Source organism: Streptomyces sp. NPDC088350, from assembly GCF_044753545.1.
Taxonomy (GTDB): domain Bacteria; phylum Actinomycetota; class Actinomycetes; order Streptomycetales; family Streptomycetaceae; genus Streptomyces.
The window spans coordinates 602,012-619,676 of the sequence record NZ_JBIVNL010000003.1 but is presented as its reverse complement, the minus strand read 5'-3'; the positions used below and the strand labels follow the sequence as shown (position 1 = coordinate 619,676).

The following is a 17,665-nucleotide window of genomic DNA, read 5'->3' as shown; positions in this document are numbered from 1 at the left end:
CACAAGCCGTATACGACCCTCACCCCCTCACCGGAACACCACCGTCCGATTCCCGTCCACCATCACCCTGCTCTCGCTGTGCCACTTCACCGCGTGCGCCAGCACCTGTGCCTCGACATCCCGCCCCACCGTCACCAGTTCCTCCGGGTCGAGCGAGTGGTCGACGCGGACCACGTCCTGGTCGATGATCTGGCCCTCGTCCAGTTCCGGTGTCACGTAGTGCGCCGTGGCGCCCACGAGCTTGACCCCGCGGTCGTACGCCTGCTGGTAGGGGCGGGCGCCCTTGAAGCTGGGGAGGAAGGAGTGGTGGATGTTGATGGCGCGGCCTTCGAACTGCTTGCAGAGGTCGTCGGAGAGGATCTGCATGTAGCGGGCCAGTACCACCAGGTCGATGTCCAGGTCGCGTACGAGCTCCAGGAGGCGTGCCTCGGCGTCGGCCTTCGTGTCCCTGGTGACCGGGACGTGGTGGAAGGGGATGCCGTAGGTGTCCGCGAGGCTCTCGAAGTCCCGGTGGTTGGAGACGATCGCCGGGATCTCGATGTTGAGGGCGCCGGTGCGCCGGCGGAACAGCAGGTCGTTCAGGCAGTGACCGAACTTGGAGACCATGATCAGGGTCCTGGTGGGAGTCGAGGCGTCCCGCAGGGTCCAGGAGATGTGGTGGGCCTCGGCGACCGGGCCGAATCGGTAACGCAGAGTTTTCAGGTCGGCGTTTGGATCGGAAACGTCGAAGTGGACCCTCATGAAGAAGCGGTCCTTGAGTCGATCATCGAATTGCTGGCTCTCCAGGATGTTGCCGGAGTTCCGGACGAGGAAGCCGCTCACTGCGTGGACCAGTCCGGCGCTGTCCGGACACGAGAGAGTGAGGACGAATTCGCGGCCAGGGTGCGGTCGAGGGGACATGGGCGGCCTCCGTCGGTGCGTATTGCACAACAAGGTGAGCGATACGCAACATGGTTGGGCCGGGTGGCGCCCGCGGTCAAGAGGTGGACGCGCAAGGGGCCGCATGGCGAAATCGTCATCTGCCAACCCCTTGACGTATGTCTGCACATTCGCCAAGGTGTTCCACCACAAGCAATACGGTGCACGATGCGCAACGGAATTCGCTCGAAGGGCTCCACACGTGGCAGACCTGTATGTGGACGGAGAATGGCGCGACGCGGTGGCCGGCGGTCACCGCGAGATCCGCTGTCCCGCCGACGGCACGCTCACCGCGACGGTGTCCGAGGGAACGCGTCCCGACACCGAGGCCGCGATCGCCGCCGCCCGCCGCGCGTTCGACGAAGGGCCCTGGCCGCGTACCCCCGAGCGGGAGCGCGGCGCGCTGCTGCTGCGCACCGCCGACATCCTTGAGCGCGACGCCAAGGAGTTCGCCCGCGCCGAGTCGCTGGACACCGGCAAGCGGCTGGTGGAGAGCGAGTACGACATCGCCGATGTCGTCTCCTGTTTCCGCTACTACGGCGGGATCGGCGGGACCGACGCCGGGCGGGTCATCGACACCGGGCGCGACGACGCCGTAAGCCGGGTCGTGTACGAGCCCGTTGGGGTGTGCGGGCTGATCACGCCCTGGAACTATCCGCTGCTGCAAGCCAGTTGGAAGGTCGCTCCGGCGCTCCTCGCGGGGAACACGGTCGTACTCAAGCCGAGTGAGCTGACGCCCTCCACCTCCATCCTGCTGATGAAGGCGCTGGAGGAGGCCGGGCTGCCGGCCGGTGCCGCCAACCTCGTCCTCGGTACCGGGCCCGAGGTGGGGGCGCCGCTCTCCGAGGATCCCGCCGTCGACATGGTCTCCTTCACGGGGGGACTTGAGACCGGCAAGCGCATCATGGCCACCGCCGCCGCCACCGTGAAGAAGGTGGCGCTGGAGCTGGGCGGCAAGAACCCCAACGTCGTCTTCGCCGACGCCGACTTCGAGACGGCCGTGGACTTCGCGCTCACGGCCGTCTTCCTGCACTCGGGCCAAGTCTGTTCCGCCGGTGCCCGGTTGATCGTCGAGGACTCGCTGCACGACCGGTTCGTGGACGAGGTCGTGCGTCGTGCGCGGCAGATCCGGCTCGGCGGGCCCTTCGATCCCGAGGCCGAGACCGGGGCGCTCGTCTCCGCGCAGCACCGGGAGAAGGTCGAGGCGTATGTCGCGGCGGGGATCGCCGAGGGGGCCGTGCTGCGATGCGGTGGCGCGCGGCCGACCGAACTCGGCCTCGCCGACGGGTACTTCTATCCGCCGACCGTGCTGGACGGGTGCACGCAGGACATGCGGGTGGTGCACGAGGAGTCCTTCGGGCCGGTGCTGACCGTCGAGCGCTTCACCGACGAGGACGACGCCGTACGCATCGCCAACGACACCGAGTACGGACTCGCCGGAGCCGTCTGGACCCAGGATGCGGGGAAGGCCCAGCGGGTCGCCCGGCGGCTGCGGCACGGCACGGTGTGGATCAACGACTACCACCCCTATGTGCCGCAGGCGGAATGGGGTGGCTTCGGACACTCGGGCGTGGGCCGGGAGTTGGGACCGACCGGCCTGGACGAGTACCGAGAGCCCAAGCACATCTGGCAGAACATCCAACCCCGGCCGCAGCACTGGTTCCGCGGCTGAACGCCGAAAAGAGGTCGATCGTGACCCCAGCACAGACCGAGGTGCCGCAGCGGCGCGGCACGCCCCAGGACTCGGGCCCCACCCCGGTCATCTCCGTGCGCAAGCTGTGGAAGGTGTTCGGGCCGAAGGCGGAGCAGGTACCCGACTCAGAGGAACTGTGCGGGCTCACCCGACGTGAGCTGATGGACCGCACCGGCTGCACCGCCGCCGTACGCGATGTGAACTTCGAGGTCTCGCCCGGCGAGGTCTTCGTCGTCATGGGCCTGTCCGGCTCCGGGAAGTCCACCCTGGTGCGATGTCTGACCCGGCTGATCGAACCGACCTCCGGTGAGATCGTCTTCGAGGGCGAGGACATCCGGGACGCGGACGCCAAGCGGCTGCGCGAGCTGCGGCGCCGTAAATTCTCCATGGTCTTCCAGCACTTCGGGCTGCTGCCGCACCGCAAGGTCGTCGACAACGTGTCGTTCGGCCTGGAGATCCGCGGCATGAGCAAGGCGGAGCGCACCGAACGGGCCCTGGAAGTCGTCGAGTTGGTCGGTCTGTCGGGGTACGAGAACTCCTACCCGGACCAGCTCTCCGGCGGTATGCAGCAACGTGTCGGTCTCGCCCGGGCGTTGGCCGGTGACCCGGACGTGCTGCTCTTCGACGAACCGTTCTCGGCGCTCGACCCGCTGATCCGCCGCGACATGCAGAACGAGGTCATCCGGCTGCACCACGAGGTCGGCAAGACCATGGTGTTCATCACCCACGACCTCTCCGAGGCCCTCAAGTTGGGCGACCGCATCCTCATCATGCGCGACGGCAAGATGGTGCAGTGCGGTACCGGTGACGAGCTGGTCGGCGCCCCCGCCGACGACTACGTACGCGAGTTCGTGAAGGACGTGCCGCGCGGTGACGTCCTCACCCTGCGCTGGATCATGCGTCCGGCGGTGGACGGAGACGCCCTGGACGGGCCGGAGTTGGGACCGGACGTCGTCGTACGCGAGGCCACCCGGGCCGTGCTGGCGGCCGACAAGCCGGTCAAGGTCGTCGAGAACGGCAAGCTGCTCGGCATCGTCGGCGACGAGGAGATCCTCGCGGTCGTCGCCGGGCAGGAAGGCGACGCGTGATGACCGTCGCCGTGGAGAAACCGGAGAAGACGGAGCGGGTCGCGGAAGCCCCTCCCGCGGTCCCCGCCGTGCGCAGGGTGACCCGGCCCGTGCTGGTGGGCGCGATCCTCGTCGTGTGGTTGGTGCTGTTCGCCGTGCTGCGCGGCAAGCAGACGCTGACACTGGCTGCGGCCGATCTCACCGGTCTGCACCGCTGGTTCAACGACCTCAACGACTCGGTCGGCGCCAACCGCAACTCCAATCCGCTCTTCCTCTACTTCTTCAACGAGATCCGCCTGGTCATCGACAACCTGGTGACCTTCGTCCAGAACCTGATCTCGCAGCCCAGCGGCGACCGCCCGCTGCCGCAGATCGGCTGGCTCGGGGTCGTCGGCATCACCGGCTTCGTGTCCTGGGCCGTGGGCAACTGGCGGGTCGCGCTGCTCGCCATGGCCGGCTTCGCCTTCTTCGGGCTCCAGGGGTTGTGGCAGGAGAGCATGGACACCCTGGCGCTGACGCTCTCCGCCGTGCTCGTGGCGCTGGTGTTCGCGATCCCGCTGGGGGTGTGGGCGGGGCTGTCCGACCGGTTCAACCGGATCATCACGCCCTTCCTGGACTTCATGCAGACGATGCCGACCTTCGTCTACCTGGCCCCGCTCACCCTGATCTTCCTCATCGGCCCGGCCTCCGCCGTCATCGCCACGGTGATCTACGCGGCGCCGCCCGCGATCCGGATCACCGCGCACGGCATCCGCTCCGTACCGGAGACGACCGTCGAGGCGGCCGACTCGATGGGGTCGACCCGCTGGCAGTCGCTGCTCAAGGTGCTGCTGCCGATGGCCAAGCGGACCGTGGTGATGGGCGTCAACCAGACGATCATGGCCGCCCTCGCGATGGTCACCATCGCGGCCCTGATCGACGCGCCCGGCCTCGGCAAGACCGTCATGCAGGCCCTGGAGTCGCTCGACGTCGGTACGGCGTTCAACGCGGGCCTGGCCATCGTGATCATGGCCATCGTCCTCGACCGGGTCACCACCGCGTCCAGCACGCGCGCGGAACAGGCCCGCAACGCGACCGGCCGATTCCTCAAGTGGCGCCGCCCGCTGCTCGGTTCGGGCGCCGTGGGCGTCGTAGTGCTGGTCTATCTGTCGCACACGTACCTGTGGGCGGCGCAGTTCCCGGGCGACGGCACCACCGGCGGTCACATCGCCAACGCGGCGGACAGCGTGACGACTTGGGCACAGGACAACCTGTCCGGCATCACCAACGCCTTCCGTGACGCGATCACCAACGGACTGCTCAACCCGTTCCAGTCGCTGCTCACCGACTCCCCGTGGTGGCTCGTCGGCGCGGCCCTGATCGGGATCGGCGTGGTGTTCGGCGGCTGGCGCTCCGGGGTCACAACTGCCGTGTGCGTGGGCCTTCTTGTCGGTACGGGCGTGTGGTCGGACAGTATGACGACGCTGGCCTCGACCGTCGTGGCGACGGTGCTGGTGATGGTGTTCGGCATCGCCTTCGGTGTGTGGATGGGGCGCAGCATGCTGGTGGACCGGCTGCTGCGGCCCACTCTGGACGCCGCGCAGGTCATGCCGCCGTTCGTCTATCTCGTGCCGTTCCTCGCGCTGTTCGGCCCGACACGCTTCACGGCCATCGTCGCCGCGGTCGTCTACGCGGCGCCGGTCGCCATGAAGATCATCGCGGACGGGGTGCGGGCCGTGCCCGAGACCACCGTCGAGGCGGCCACCGCGGCCGGGTGCAACTCCTGGCAGATCATCACCAAGGTTCAACTCCCGATGGCACGCAGCGCCCTGACTCTCGCGACCAACCAGGGCCTGATCTACGTGCTGTCGATGGTTGTTGTGGGCGGTCTGGTGGGAGCCGGCGCCCTCGGCTACGACGTCGTGGCCGGATTCGAGCAGGGACAGCTGGTCGGCAAGGGACTGGCGGCGGGGCTCGCCATCGTACTGCTCGGAGTCATGTTCGACCGGATCACTCAGGCTGCGGCGCGACGCACCAGCGCTTAAGGAGCAGGACACCATGACAAGACACTGGCGAGTCGGCGCGGCCGGCCTGGCCGCCCTCGGCCTCACCCTCACTGCATGCGGCGGCGCGAAGGTCGGCGCCTCCTCCGGCTCGTCGAGTTCGGGCGGCAAGTGCGGCACCTTCAACCTGGCCGTCAACCCGTGGGTGGGTTACGAGGCGGACGCGGCGGTCGTCGCGTACGTCGCGCAGCACAACCTCGGCTGTACGGTCAACAAGAAGGACCTGAAGGAACAGATCGCCTGGCAGGGGTTCGGCACCGGCGAGGTCGACGCGGTCCTGGAGAACTGGGGCCACGACGACCTGAAGAAGAAGTACATCACCGGGCAGAAGACGGCTGTGGAGGCGGGTCAGACCGGCAACAAAGGCCTCATCGGCTGGTACGTGCCCCCGTGGCTGGCCAAGGCCCACCCCGATGTCCTCAAGTGGCAGAACCTGAACAAGTACGCGTCCCAGTTCAAGACCTCGGAGTCGGGCGGCAAGGGCCAGCTCCTCGACGGCGACCCGTCGTACGTCACCAACGACGCGGCGCTGGTGACCAATCTGAAGTTGAACTTCAAGGTGGTGTACGCGGGCAGCGAGACCGCGCTCATCCAGGCCTTCCGTACCGCCGAGAAGAACAAGCAGTGGGTCATCGGCTACTTCTACGAGCCGCAGTGGTTCCTGTCCGAGGTGGCGCTGAAGAAGGTCGCGCTGCCGGCGTACACGACGGGGTGCGACGCCGTCGCCACGAAGGTCGCCTGCGACTATCCCGTCTACAACCTGGACAAGGTCGTCAGCGCCAGTTTCGCCAAGTCCGGCAGCCCCGCGTACAAGCTGGTGAAGAACTTCAACTGGACGAACGACGACCAGAACACCGTGGCCAAGTACATAGCCCAGGACAAGCTGTCCGACGACGCCGCCGCGAAGAAGTGGGTCGACGCCAACCCCGACAAGGTCAAGGCCTGGCTCAAGTAGCACCGACATCACTTGCTTGAGTGGTCTTGGCGCCCGGCTGCGTGGCACTCCAAGACGACGGAGTTCAAGGGTGCGGACCTCGTCATCGGAAGTTCGAGGCCCCTGCCCGCTCCATGACTGATCCTGGATTCACCGCCTGCTGATCGGCCGGTGAGTGGGAGAACGGCAGAAGGCGCCTGCTGGGCTGTGACAAATGGAAGTTCGCATGCTTCCGGAAGTCGTACCCGGCAAGGCGCCTTTTTCCGTGAGAGTTTCCCGCAGGACCGCAGCGCCGTTGTCCGTGGAGGTCTCGTTCACCTTGCCTCCGCCTCCCGGGCCGAGGCCCGCACGGCGCCATCCGCGGCCACCTGACCCGCCGCCCGCCGGAATCCCTGTGTTCCGGGGTGTGTTTCGGGCTGTTTTCCGACGTCACGGACCCCTTGACACCCGCTCCCGGCGCCGGGCACATTGAGTTGCGCAACCTGAAGCATGTTGCGCAGACAGCAACTGGATTGCTTTCTAGCCGGAGGTGCGGCGATGGCGGGACCCCGAGTGGTCATCATCGGAGCGGGCGTCGTGGGGGCGGCGCTCGCGGACGAGATCTCCGCGCGAGGCTGGACCGAAGTGACCGTGGTCGACCAGGGCCCGCTGCCCGCCACCGGGGGCTCGTCGTCGCACGCCCCCGGGCTGGTCTTCCAGACCAACTCCTCGAAGACGATGACCGAGTTGGCCCGCTACACGGTCGAGAAGTTCTGCTCTCTCGACGTCGACGGCAAGCCCTGCTTCCTCCAGGTCGGCGGCCTCGAAGTCGCCACCACCCCCGAGCGCGTCGCCGAACTCCACCGCCGCCACGGCTGGATCACCGCCTGGGGCATCGAAGCCCGCCTGCTGAGCCCGGAGGAATGCGTCGCGCAGCACCCGCTCCTCAACCCCGACAGGGTCCTCGGCGGCCTCCTGGTCCCCACCGACGGCCTCGCGAAGGCCGTCCTCGCGGTGGAGGCCCAGATCCGCCGGGCAACGGAGCGCGGGGTGACCTTCCTCGCCCGCCACGAGGTCCTGGACGTGCAACACACCGACGGCCGCGTCACCGGCGTCCGCACCGACCAGGGCGAGATCCCCGCCGACATCGTCGTGTGCTGCGCCGGCATCTGGGGCCCGAAGATCGCCCGCATGGTCGGCATGAACCTCCCGCTGACCCCGCTCGGCCACCAACTCGCCTGGACAGGACCGGTACCTGCCCTCGCCGGCCAGTCCGAGGAGGCCGTCCGCCCGATCCTGCGCCACCAGGACGCCGACCTCTACTACCGCGACCGCTTCGACGCCATCGGCATCGGCTACTACGGCCACCGCCCGATGCCCATCTCGGCCGACGACATCCTCTCCGTCGACGAGGCCGACGACATGCCGTCCGTCCGCAAGTTCACCGAGGACGACTTCGCGGACGCCTGGACGGAGACCCAGTCCCTGCTGCCCGCGACGAAGGACGCGAAGGTCGAGGAGGGCATCAACGGCCTCTTCTCCTTCACCACCGACAACTTCCCGCTCCTCGGGGAGAGTTCGGAGGTCAAGGGTTTCTGGGTCGCCGAGGCGGTCTGGGTCACGCACTCCGCTGGAGTGGGCCGTGCGATGGCGGAGTGGCTGGTGGACGGTTTCTGCTCGTCCTTCGACCTGCACGAGTGCGACGTCAACCGCTTCGAGGAACACCAACTCGCCCCGGAATACGTCCTGGCCCGCGACTGCCAGAACTTCGTCGAGGTCTACGACATCCTCCACCCCCTCCAGCCGTCCGGTAAGCCGCGCCCGATCCGCACCAGCCCCTTCCACACCCGCCAGCGGGAACACGGCGCGGTCTTCCTGGAGGCGAACGGCTGGGAGCGCCCGCAGTGGTACGAGGCCAACTCGGGCCTGGTGGAAGGCCGTTCGATCCCCACCCCGAACGACTGGGCGGCCCAGTACTGGTCGCCGACCGTCGGCGCCGAGGCACAGGCCACCCGCGAGACCGTCGCGATGTACGACATGACGGCCCTCAAACGCCTTGAGGTGACCGGCCCGGGTGCCGCCGACTTCCTGGAGGGCCTGGTCACCGGCAAGGTCGCCAAGTCGGTCGGCTCGGTGACGTACACCCTGCTGCTGGACGAGGACGGCGGCATCCGCAGCGACATCACCGTCGCCCGCCTGGCCCGCGACCGGTTCCAGGTCGGCGCCAACGGCAACCTCGACCTCGACTGGCTCACCCGCCACCTCCCGGCCGACGGCACGGTCCAGGTCCGCGACATCACCCCCGGCACCTGCTGCATCGGCCTGTGGGGCCCGCTGGCCCGCAAGGTCCTCCAGCCCCTGACGGACGAGGACTTCACCAACGACGGCCTCAAGTACTTCCGCGCCAAAAAGGCCTACATCGGCACGGTCCCCGTCACCGCCATGCGCCTCTCCTACGTCGGCGAACTCGGCTGGGAGCTGTACACCACCGCCGACCAGGGCCAGAAACTCTGGGACACCCTGTGGCAGGCCGCGCAACCGCTCGGCGGTGTCATCGCAGGGCGCGGCGCCTTCAACAGCCTCCGCCTGGAGAAGGGTTACCGCTCCTTCGGCACCGACATGACCTACGAGCACGACCCCTACGAGGCCGGCGTCGCCTTCGCCGTCAAGCTCGACAAGGGCGACTTCGTGGGCAAGGCGGCCCTTGAGCGCCGAAAGGCCGGCGTACGAAGGCAGTTGACCTGCCTGACCATCGACGACCCCCGCTCGGTCGTCATGGGCAAGGAGCCGGTCTACGACGGCGAGCGCGCCGTCGGCTACGTCACCAGCGCCGCCTACGGCTACACGATCGGCAAGGGCATCGCCTACGCCTGGCTGCCGACTGAACTCGCCACCCCCGGCACCCGGTTGCACATCGGCTACTTCGACGAGCGCGTCGAGGCGGTCGTAGCGGCGGAGCCACTGTTCGACCCGACGATGTCCCGCCTCCGCGGTTAGCCGGAAGGACGAGAACGCCGAATGAACGCGCTGAACACCCCCCTGTCCGAACTGGACCCCGAGGTCCACGCCGCGCTCCGCGCCGAACTGCACCGCCAGCAGTCCACGTTGGAGATGATCGCCTCCGAGAACTTCGCGCCCTCCGCCGTACTGGAGGCGCAGGGATCGGTCCTCACCAACAAGTACGCGGAGGGCTACCCCGGCCGCCGCTACTACGGGGGCTGCGAACACGTCGACGTCACCGAGCGGTTGGCGATCGAGCGGGTCAAGTCCCTCTTCGGCGCGGGCTTCGCCAACGTGCAACCGCACTCGGGCGCGCAGGCCAACACGGCGGTGTTCTTCGCCCTGTTGAAGCCCGGCGACACGATCCTCGGCCTCGACCTCGCGCACGGCGGCCACCTCACCCACGGCATGCGCCTCAACTACAGCGGCAAGATGCTGAACGTGGTGCCGTACCACGTCTCCGAGACCGACAACCTGGTCGACATGGACGAGGTGGAACGCCTCGCCAAGGAACACGGCCCGAAGATGATCATCGCGGGCTGGTCGGCGTATCCACGGCAGTTGGACTTCGCGGAGTTCCGGCGGATCGCCGACGAGGTGGGCGCCCTGCTGATGGTCGACATGGCGCACTTCGCGGGCCTGGTGGCCGCCGGACTGCACCCCAACCCGGTCCCGCACGCACACGTGACCACGACCACGACACACAAGACCCTCGGCGGCCCGCGCGGCGGAGCCATCCTCACCAACGAGGCCGACCTCGCCAAGAAGATCAACTCGGCGGTGTTCCCCGGTATGCAGGGTGGTCCGCTGGAGCATGTCATCGCCGCGAAGGCGGTGTCGTTCAAGGTCGCGGCCTCACCCGAGTTCGCCGAACGCCAGGCCCGCACCCTCGCCGGCTCCCGCATCCTCGCCGAACGCCTCACCCGCGCCGACGCGTCGGCCGCAGGGGTGAAGGTCCTCACCGGCGGCACGGACGTCCACCTGGTCCTGGTCGACCTGCGCGACTCCGAGTTGGACGGCAGGCAGGCGGAAGACCTGCTCCACGAGATCGGCATCACCGTCAACCGCAACGCCGTGCCCTTCGACCCGCGCCCGCCCATGGTCACGTCAGGGCTGCGCATCGGCACCCCGGCGCTGGCCACCCGCGGCTTCACGGAGGAGGACTTCGCCGAGGTCGCCGACGTGATCGCGCTCGCCCTCCAACCGGAGCCGGACACCGGCGCGTTGAGGGCCCGCACCGAGGCCCTCGCGGCGAAGCACCCGCTCTACCCGCACCTGTCCGAGGAGGGCGACCCCCGATGACCCCCCGCACCCCCGGCGCCGACCTCCCCGAACACCCCGACTGGCTCTGGCGCACCCCCGAGCCGAAACGCTCGTACGACGTGATCGTGGTCGGCGGCGGAGGCCACGGCCTGGCCACCGCCCACTACTTGGCGAAGAACCACGGCATCACCAACGTCGCGGTACTGGAGAAGGGCTGGCTCGCGGGCGGCAACATGGCCCGCAACACCACGATCATCCGCTCCAACTACCTGTGGGACGAGAGCGCGGGCATCTACGAGCACGCCCTCAAACTCTGGGAGGGCCTGGAGGAGGAGCTGGACTACCCGATCCTCTTCTCCCAGCGCGGAGTGCTCAACCTCGCCCACAGCCTCCAGGACGTCCGCGACAGCGTGCGCCGGGTCGAGGCGAACCGCCTCAACGGTGTGGACGCCGAATGGCTCGACGAACGGCAGGTCAAGGAGGTCTGCCCGATCGTCAACATCTCGCCGGACGTGCGCTATCCGGTGATGGGGGCCACGTATCAACCACGCGCGGGCATAGCCAAGCACGACCACGTGGCGTGGGGCCTGGCCCGCTCGGCAGACGCCGCAGGTATCGACATCATCCAGAACTGCGAAGTCACCGGCCTGGACATCGTCGACGGCAGGGTGACCGGCGTCCAGACGACACTCGGCCCGATAGCGGCAGGCAAGGTCGCCCTCTGCTCGGCCGGCCACTCCTCGGTCCTCGCGGCCATGGCGGGCATCCAACTCCCGCTCCAGAGCAACCCGTTGCAGGCGCTGGTCTCGGAACTGCTGGAGCCCGTCCATCCGACCGTCGTCATGTCCAACGCGGTCCACGTGTACGTGAGCCAGGCGCACAAGGGCGAGTTGGTGATGGGCGCGGGCATCGACTCGTACAACTCCTACACCCAGCGCGGTGCGTTCCACATCATCGAAGAGCAGATGTCGGCGGCCCTGGAGCTGTTCCCGGTCTTCGCCCGCGCGCATGTGCTGCGCACCTGGGGCGGCATCGTCGACGTCACGCCCGACGCCTCACCCATCGTCGGCCTCACCCCGGTCAACAACCTCTACCTGAACTGCGGTTGGGGAACCGGAGGCTTCAAGGCCACCCCGGGTGTCGGCTGGGTCTACGCCCACACCATCGCCCACGACACACCTCACCACCTCAACGCCCCCTTCTCGCTCGACCGTTTCACCACCGGCGCGCTCGTCGACGAGCACGGCGCCGCCGCGGTGGCCCACTAGGGAGACCGACGATGCTGCTGATCCCCTGCCCCTGGTGCGGGCCCCGCGACGAAGCCGAGTTCCACTACGGCGGCCAGGCCCACGTCGCCTACCCGGAGACCCCGGCCGACCTGACCGACGAGGAGTGGGCCCGCTTCCTGTTCTTCCGCGCCAACCCGAAGGGCCCGTTCGCGGAGCGCTGGAGCCACGCGGCGGGGTGCCGCCGCTGGTTCAACGCGGTGCGGGACACGGCGACGAACGAGATTCTGGGGGTGTATCGGGCGGGAGAACCACGACCGGTCACTTCTGAGCGCGGGCTGGCACCCTCAGCCCGTCCGGCGTTTGAGGACGAGGCCCCTTCAGGGCCGACGGGGGTCCAGGGGGCGGAGCCCCCTGGGAACGGGGTCGAAGGGGCAGAGCCCCTGGAGGACGGGACGGGCAGGGGCGGCGGGGGCGCTGCATCCATCGGCGGCTCTGCCGAGGGCCATCCGTTCCGCCACCCCACCCGCGGCCGAATCCACCGCGACACCCCCCTCACCTTCACCTTCGACGGCACCGAATACCAGGGCTGCAAGGGCGACACCCTCGCCTCCGCCCTCCTGGCCAACGGCGTCATCCAGACCGGCACCAGCATCAAACTCGGCCGCCCCCGAGGCATTTTCACGGCCGGAGCAGAAGAACCCAACGCCGTCATCCAGATCGAGGCCCCCTTCCCCGAGCCGATGCTGCCGGCCACGACCGTCGAGCTCTACGACGGCCTCGTCGCGACCAGCCTCCCCGGCCAGGGCCGCCTCGCCACGGAACCGGACCCCGCCCGCTACGACGCGGTCCACGCCCACTGCGACCTGCTGGTCGTAGGTGCGGGCCCGGCCGGCCTCGCAGCCGCCGCGGCAGCGGCCCGCAGCGGAGCCCGGGTCATCCTCGCCGACGACCGCCCCGAGCCGGGCGGCACCCTCCTGGACACGGCTCAACTCCTCGACTGGGTGGCCGAGTTGAAGGAAGACCTCGCCACCGCACCCGAGGTCCGCGTTCTGTCCCGCACCACCGTCTTCGGCCACTACGACGACAACCACCTCCTCGCCGTGGAACGCCGCACCAACCACCTCGGCGCGCAAGCCCCCGACCACGTCTCCCGGGAACGCGTCTGGCGCATCCGCGCCCGCCGCGTCGTCCTCGCGACGGGCGCCCACGAACGCTCACTCGCCTTCGCCGACAACGACCGCCCCGGCGTGATGCTCGCCGCCTCGGCCCGCGCCTACGTCAACCGCCACGGCGTCCTGCCCGGCACTCACGCCGTCGTCCTCACCACCAACGACAGTGCCTACGCAGCCGCGTTGGACCTCGCGGCAGCGGGCGTCGCGGTCGCGGCGATCGTGGACACCCGCCCGTCCGAACCGGGGGAGTGGGCACGCCGGGCCCGCGAGGCCGGGATCGAGGTGCTGCCCGGACACGCCGTCGTCGGCACCGAGGGCGCCCCGCGACTCACCACCGTGACGGCCGCGCCGTACGGCGGGACCACCGGCACGGCACGACAGTTCGCCGCCGACCTCCTCCTGGTCTCCGGCGGCTGGAACCCCGTCGCCCACCTGTTCAGCCAGGCAGGCGGCAAGCTGCGCTACGACGACACGCTCGGCTCGTTCGTCCCCGACACCTGCCGTCAGGCGGTCGAGGTGGCGGGCAGCGCGAACGGCGCTCTCGATCTGGCCGAGGTCCTGACACAGGGCGCAGCCGCAGGCACCCGCGCGATCGAGGCCGAAGGCTACACCGCCGAGACGTCCCGCCTGCCCCAGGTGCCCACCGAACCCGGCACCACCCCCGCCATGCAGGTCTTCCTCGTCCCCGGAGCCACCGACGCCCCCCACTTCGTCGACCTCCAACGCGACGTGACCGTGGGTGACTTGACCCGCGCGACCGGCGCCGGCCTCAACTCGGTGGAACACACCAAGCGCTACACGACGGCCGGCACCGCCAACGACCAGGGCAAGACCTCCGGAGTCCTGGCCAGTGGTGTGGTCGCCGAACTCCTCGGCGTTGACGTCTCGGCACTCGGCACAACCACCTTCCGCCCGCCCTACACACCCGTCTCCTTCGCCGCCCTCGCCGGCCGCGACCGGGGCGCCCTGCACGACCCGATCCGGACGACCGCGCTGCACGACTGGCACGTCATGCAGGGCGCCCTGTTCGAGAACGTCGGCCAGTGGAAGCGGCCTTGGTACTACCCGCGCGGCGGCGAGGACATGGAGACCGCAGTGCTGCGCGAGTGCGCGGCGGCCCGCGAGAGCGTCGCCTTCATGGACGGTTCCACCCTCGGCAAGATCGACGTGCAGGGCCCGGACGCACCCGTCTTCCTCGACCGGCTCTACACCAACATGATGAGCAACCTGAAGGTCGGCATGATCCGTTACGGCGTCATGTGCCGCCCGGACGGCATGGTCTTCGACGACGGCACGGCCATCCGCCTCGCGCCGGACAGGTACCTGGTCACCACCACGACCGGCAACGCGGCTGCCGTACTGGACTGGATGGAGGAGTGGCACCAGACCGAGTGGCCCGAACTCCGCGTCCACTGCGCCTCGGTGACCGAACAGTGGGCCACCGTCGCCCTGGTCGGCCCGCGCTCGCGCGAGGTGCTCGGCTCGCTCGCACCCCAACTGGCCGTCGGCAACGACGACTTCCCGTTCATGTCCTGGCGGGACACGACCGTCGCCGGCATCGAGGCCAGGGTGTGCCGGATCAGCTTCTCCGGTGAACTCGCCTACGAGATCAACGTGTCACCGTGGGAGGCCCTCGCCCTGTGGGAGGCGCTGTACGAGGCCGGTACCCCCTTCGGCATCACCCCGTACGGCACCGAGACCATGCACGTCCTGCGCGCCGAGAAGGGCTACCCGATCATCGGCCAGGACACCGACGGCACCGTGACTCCCCAGGATCTGGGCATGAGCTGGGCGGTCTCGAAGAAGAAGCCCGACTTCATCGGCAAGCGCTCCCACGCCCGCGCCGACGCCGTCCGCCCCGACCGCAAACACCTCGTCGGCCTGCTTCCCGACGACCCCGCCGCCTTCCTCCCCGAGGGCACCCAACTGATCGCGGACAGCGTGCTCCCGGCCCCGCCCGTCCCGATGCTCGGCCACGTCACCTCCAGCTACCGCAGCGCCGCCCTCGGCCGCACCTTCGCCCTCGCCCTCATCAAGGGCGGCCGGGACCGCATCGGCGAGCGCCTCTACGCCCCCGTGGGCGACCGGTTGATCCCGGTCACCGTCGCAAGCCCCGTCCTCTACGACCCCGAGGGAGCCCGCCGCGATGGCTGACACCGCCCTTTCCGTCCCGCGCCGCAGCCCCCTCGGGGGTGCCGCCGACCGGCTGGCCGCCGCGACCCGCTCCTCCGGCGGCGCGGTCCGGCTGGCCGAACTCCCCTTCCTGGCCCAGGTGAACGTCCGGCTCGACGCGAAGGGCGCGGCGGCGGACGCCGTAGGACTCGCGCTCGGTCTGTCGCTTCCCGTGGAGCCCAACACCGTTGTGCGGGCAGGGGAGTTGACCGTGTTGTGGCTCGGGCCCGACGAGTGGCTCGTGGTGGGGCCGCCGGACGCCCGGCGGGACGTGGAGGAGCGGATCCGGGCGGCGAGCGGCGAAGAGCACGTCGCCGTCACCGATGTCTCGGCCCAGCGCACCACCCTCCTCGTCTCGGGCGCCCGTGCCCGTGACCTGCTGGCCCACGGCTGTCCGCTGGATCTGCACCCGCGTGCCTTCGGTCCTGGCCGGTGTGCCCAGACCACCCTGGCCCGCGCCCAGGTCGTGCTGGTCGCGCGGGACGAACCCGGGGGCGGGTTCTGGGTGTTGGTGCGTTCGTCCTTCGCCGGGTATCTGACGGACTGGTTGCTCGACGCGGCGGCCGAATACGTGCGGTAGGTCCGAACCGGCCCTGTGCGGAAGGCCGTTCGCCCGTCGCCGGGAGAACGGCCTTCCGCATGTCCGTGGTGGTGCCCGTCGGGTCAGGCCACGGCCCGGCCGGCCTCCACCTCGTCGAGATGCTTGCTCTTGGGGATCAGGGCGACGAGCACCGCGCCCACGGCGACGCAACCGACCACCAGCCAGAGGCCGTTGGTGAATCCGGCGTCGAGGTAGAACTGGGTGCCCTTGAGGATCGCCCCGTGCTGGGCCATCACGACGAAGGCCAGCTGGGAGACGACGATCTGGGCGACGCCCTGGCCGAGGGTCTGGACGCCGTTGGCGAGTGCCTGTTCCTCGGGGGTGACCACCTCGATGATCATGATGGGCACGATCGCCATGACGATGCCCGTGCCCAGCCCCGCGATCACGCCCATCTCGATGATCTGCGGGGCGCTGTGGTGCAGATGGGTGCCGATGCCGTAGCCGAGGACCGCGAGCGCGGCGCCGGTGCCCAGGAGGATGCGTGCGTCCAGCTTGCGGGCGAGCAGACCGGTGCCCACGGCCCCGATGATGATCATGGCGCTGATGGGGCTGGTGACGATGGCGTTGTGGGTTCCGGACCAGCCCAGGCCCGCGGAGATGGTGGGGATGTTCGGCATCAGGATGAGGAGTTGGATCACCACGCCGACGGCGCTGAGCGAGCCGGCCGCGATGGAGGTGGCGAGGAGGACGGTCCACACCGGGCGGCGTCGGGTCATGGAGAGCGGGAACAGCGGCTCCGCGACCCGGCGTTCGACAAGGACGAAGGCGATCAGCGCGAGGGCCGCGCCGATGACGTAGCCGATGAACTCGCCGCTGCCCCAGCCCCAGTGGGAGCCCTGGCCGACGGCATAGACGAGGGCGGTGACGCCGCCGCCGAGGAGGATGCCGCCGACCCAGTCCATCCGGCCGGCCGCCGCGCGGATCGGGCTCTCGGGGACGAAGGCCGCCACCAGTACGAAGCTGACGGCGGTGCTGATGGCCATGAACCACAGGACGCCGCGGAAGCCGTAGTCGTCGAGCAGCCAGCCGGACAGGAACGGTCCGCCGAACGCGACGAGACCGACACCGCCGGCCAGGATGCCGCTGGCGAGCCCGACCCAGCGGCGGGGGAACACGTCGCGGGTGATGGCGTAGGCGAGCGGGGCGCTGGCGGCGTAGATGCCGGCGATGCCGCGGCCGATCAGCAGGGTGCGGTAGTCGGTGGCGACGGCGGCGACCAGGTCGCCGACGAAGCCCAGCCCGGTGGCGACGAGCAGGACGCGCTTCTTGCCGAACAGGGCGGCGGCCTTGACGACGAACGGCAGGAAGAAGGTCCCCGTCAGCAGGGTCATCAGGGTGAACCACGCGATCTCGGTGGTCCTGAAGTGGATCGCGATGTCGGCCTGCGCGATGCCGGACAACGCGGCGATGAGCGCGACCAGTTGGACGGTCCATACGAGAGCGACGATGACGAGGACATTGCGCGCGGCGGTGGGCGGTCTCTCGGCGGCGGGCGGGGGACTGATCTCGGTCTGGGACATCGGCGGCCTTCCGTGGGTGAGCGGAGCGAAGGTCCAGAGGGCCGATAAGTTAGACCTAACGGTCGGTACAAT

11 protein-coding genes are annotated in these 17,665 nt (G+C 69.3%); 9 read left to right on the top strand and 2 right to left on the bottom strand.

Features of this window, described 5'->3' with window-relative positions; genetic code table 11:
• Positions 1 to 27: 27 nt before the first annotated feature.
• Positions 28 to 900, bottom strand: a complete 873-nt coding sequence (gene purU / locus ACIQBL_RS12660; RefSeq protein WP_401940145.1) for a formyltetrahydrofolate deformylase — start codon at positions 898 to 900, stop codon at positions 28 to 30.
• A gap of 220 nt (positions 901 to 1,120) precedes the next feature.
• On the opposite strand from purU, the gene ACIQBL_RS12655 reads away from it, so the two are divergent.
• The 9 genes from ACIQBL_RS12655 (at position 1,121) to ACIQBL_RS12615 (ending at position 16,049) form a co-directional block, all read left to right on the top strand.
• Positions 1,121 to 2,590, top strand: a complete 1,470-nt coding sequence (locus ACIQBL_RS12655) for an aldehyde dehydrogenase family protein (RefSeq protein ID WP_401940142.1) — start codon at positions 1,121 to 1,123, stop codon at positions 2,588 to 2,590.
• A gap of 20 nt (positions 2,591 to 2,610) precedes the next feature.
• Positions 2,611 to 3,699, top strand: coding sequence for a glycine betaine/L-proline ABC transporter ATP-binding protein (locus tag ACIQBL_RS12650; protein ID WP_401940139.1), 1,089 nt, complete (start codon positions 2,611 to 2,613; stop codon positions 3,697 to 3,699).
• Entirely contained in the window at positions 3,699 to 5,702 is a 2,004-nt protein-coding gene (locus ACIQBL_RS12645; RefSeq protein WP_401940136.1) for an ABC transporter permease, read from the top strand. The genes ACIQBL_RS12650 and ACIQBL_RS12645 overlap by 1 nt, the downstream gene beginning before the upstream one ends.
• Positions 5,703 to 5,715: 13 nt before the next feature.
• On the top strand, positions 5,716 to 6,675 hold the full coding sequence (locus ACIQBL_RS12640; protein ID WP_401940134.1) for an ABC transporter substrate-binding protein: 960 nt from the start codon (positions 5,716 to 5,718) through the stop codon (positions 6,673 to 6,675).
• 516 nt (positions 6,676 to 7,191) lie between these two features.
• Positions 7,192 to 9,630: an FAD-dependent oxidoreductase gene (locus tag ACIQBL_RS12635; RefSeq protein WP_401940131.1), complete on the top strand. Its 2,439-nt coding sequence runs from the start codon at positions 7,192 to 7,194 to the stop codon at positions 9,628 to 9,630.
• 21 nt (positions 9,631 to 9,651) lie between these two features.
• The gene (gene glyA / locus ACIQBL_RS12630) at positions 9,652 to 10,935 is read left to right on the top strand and encodes a serine hydroxymethyltransferase (RefSeq protein ID WP_401940128.1); all 1,284 of its coding nucleotides are present in this window, start codon (positions 9,652 to 9,654) and stop codon (positions 10,933 to 10,935) included.
• Positions 10,932 to 12,164, top strand: coding sequence for a sarcosine oxidase subunit beta family protein (locus ACIQBL_RS12625; protein WP_401940125.1), 1,233 nt, complete (start codon positions 10,932 to 10,934; stop codon positions 12,162 to 12,164). Before glyA ends, ACIQBL_RS12625 begins: the two co-directional genes overlap by 4 nt.
• A gap of 11 nt (positions 12,165 to 12,175) precedes the next feature.
• The gene (locus tag ACIQBL_RS12620; RefSeq protein WP_401940122.1) at positions 12,176 to 15,451 is read left to right on the top strand and encodes a sarcosine oxidase subunit delta family protein; all 3,276 of its coding nucleotides are present in this window, start codon (positions 12,176 to 12,178) and stop codon (positions 15,449 to 15,451) included.
• Complete coding sequence (locus tag ACIQBL_RS12615; protein WP_401940119.1) at positions 15,444 to 16,049, top strand: sarcosine oxidase subunit gamma; 606 nt, start codon at positions 15,444 to 15,446, stop codon at positions 16,047 to 16,049. The genes ACIQBL_RS12620 and ACIQBL_RS12615 overlap by 8 nt, the downstream gene beginning before the upstream one ends.
• An 83-nt stretch (positions 16,050 to 16,132) precedes the next feature.
• Here the strand turns inward: ACIQBL_RS12615 and ACIQBL_RS12610 are convergent, their stop codons facing one another.
• Positions 16,133 to 17,593 carry an MFS transporter gene (locus tag ACIQBL_RS12610; RefSeq protein ID WP_401940117.1) on the bottom strand — a complete coding sequence of 487 codons (1,461 nt, stop codon included), beginning with the start codon at positions 17,591 to 17,593 and terminating at the stop codon, positions 16,133 to 16,135.
• Between the last annotated feature and the right edge of the window lie 72 nt (positions 17,594 to 17,665).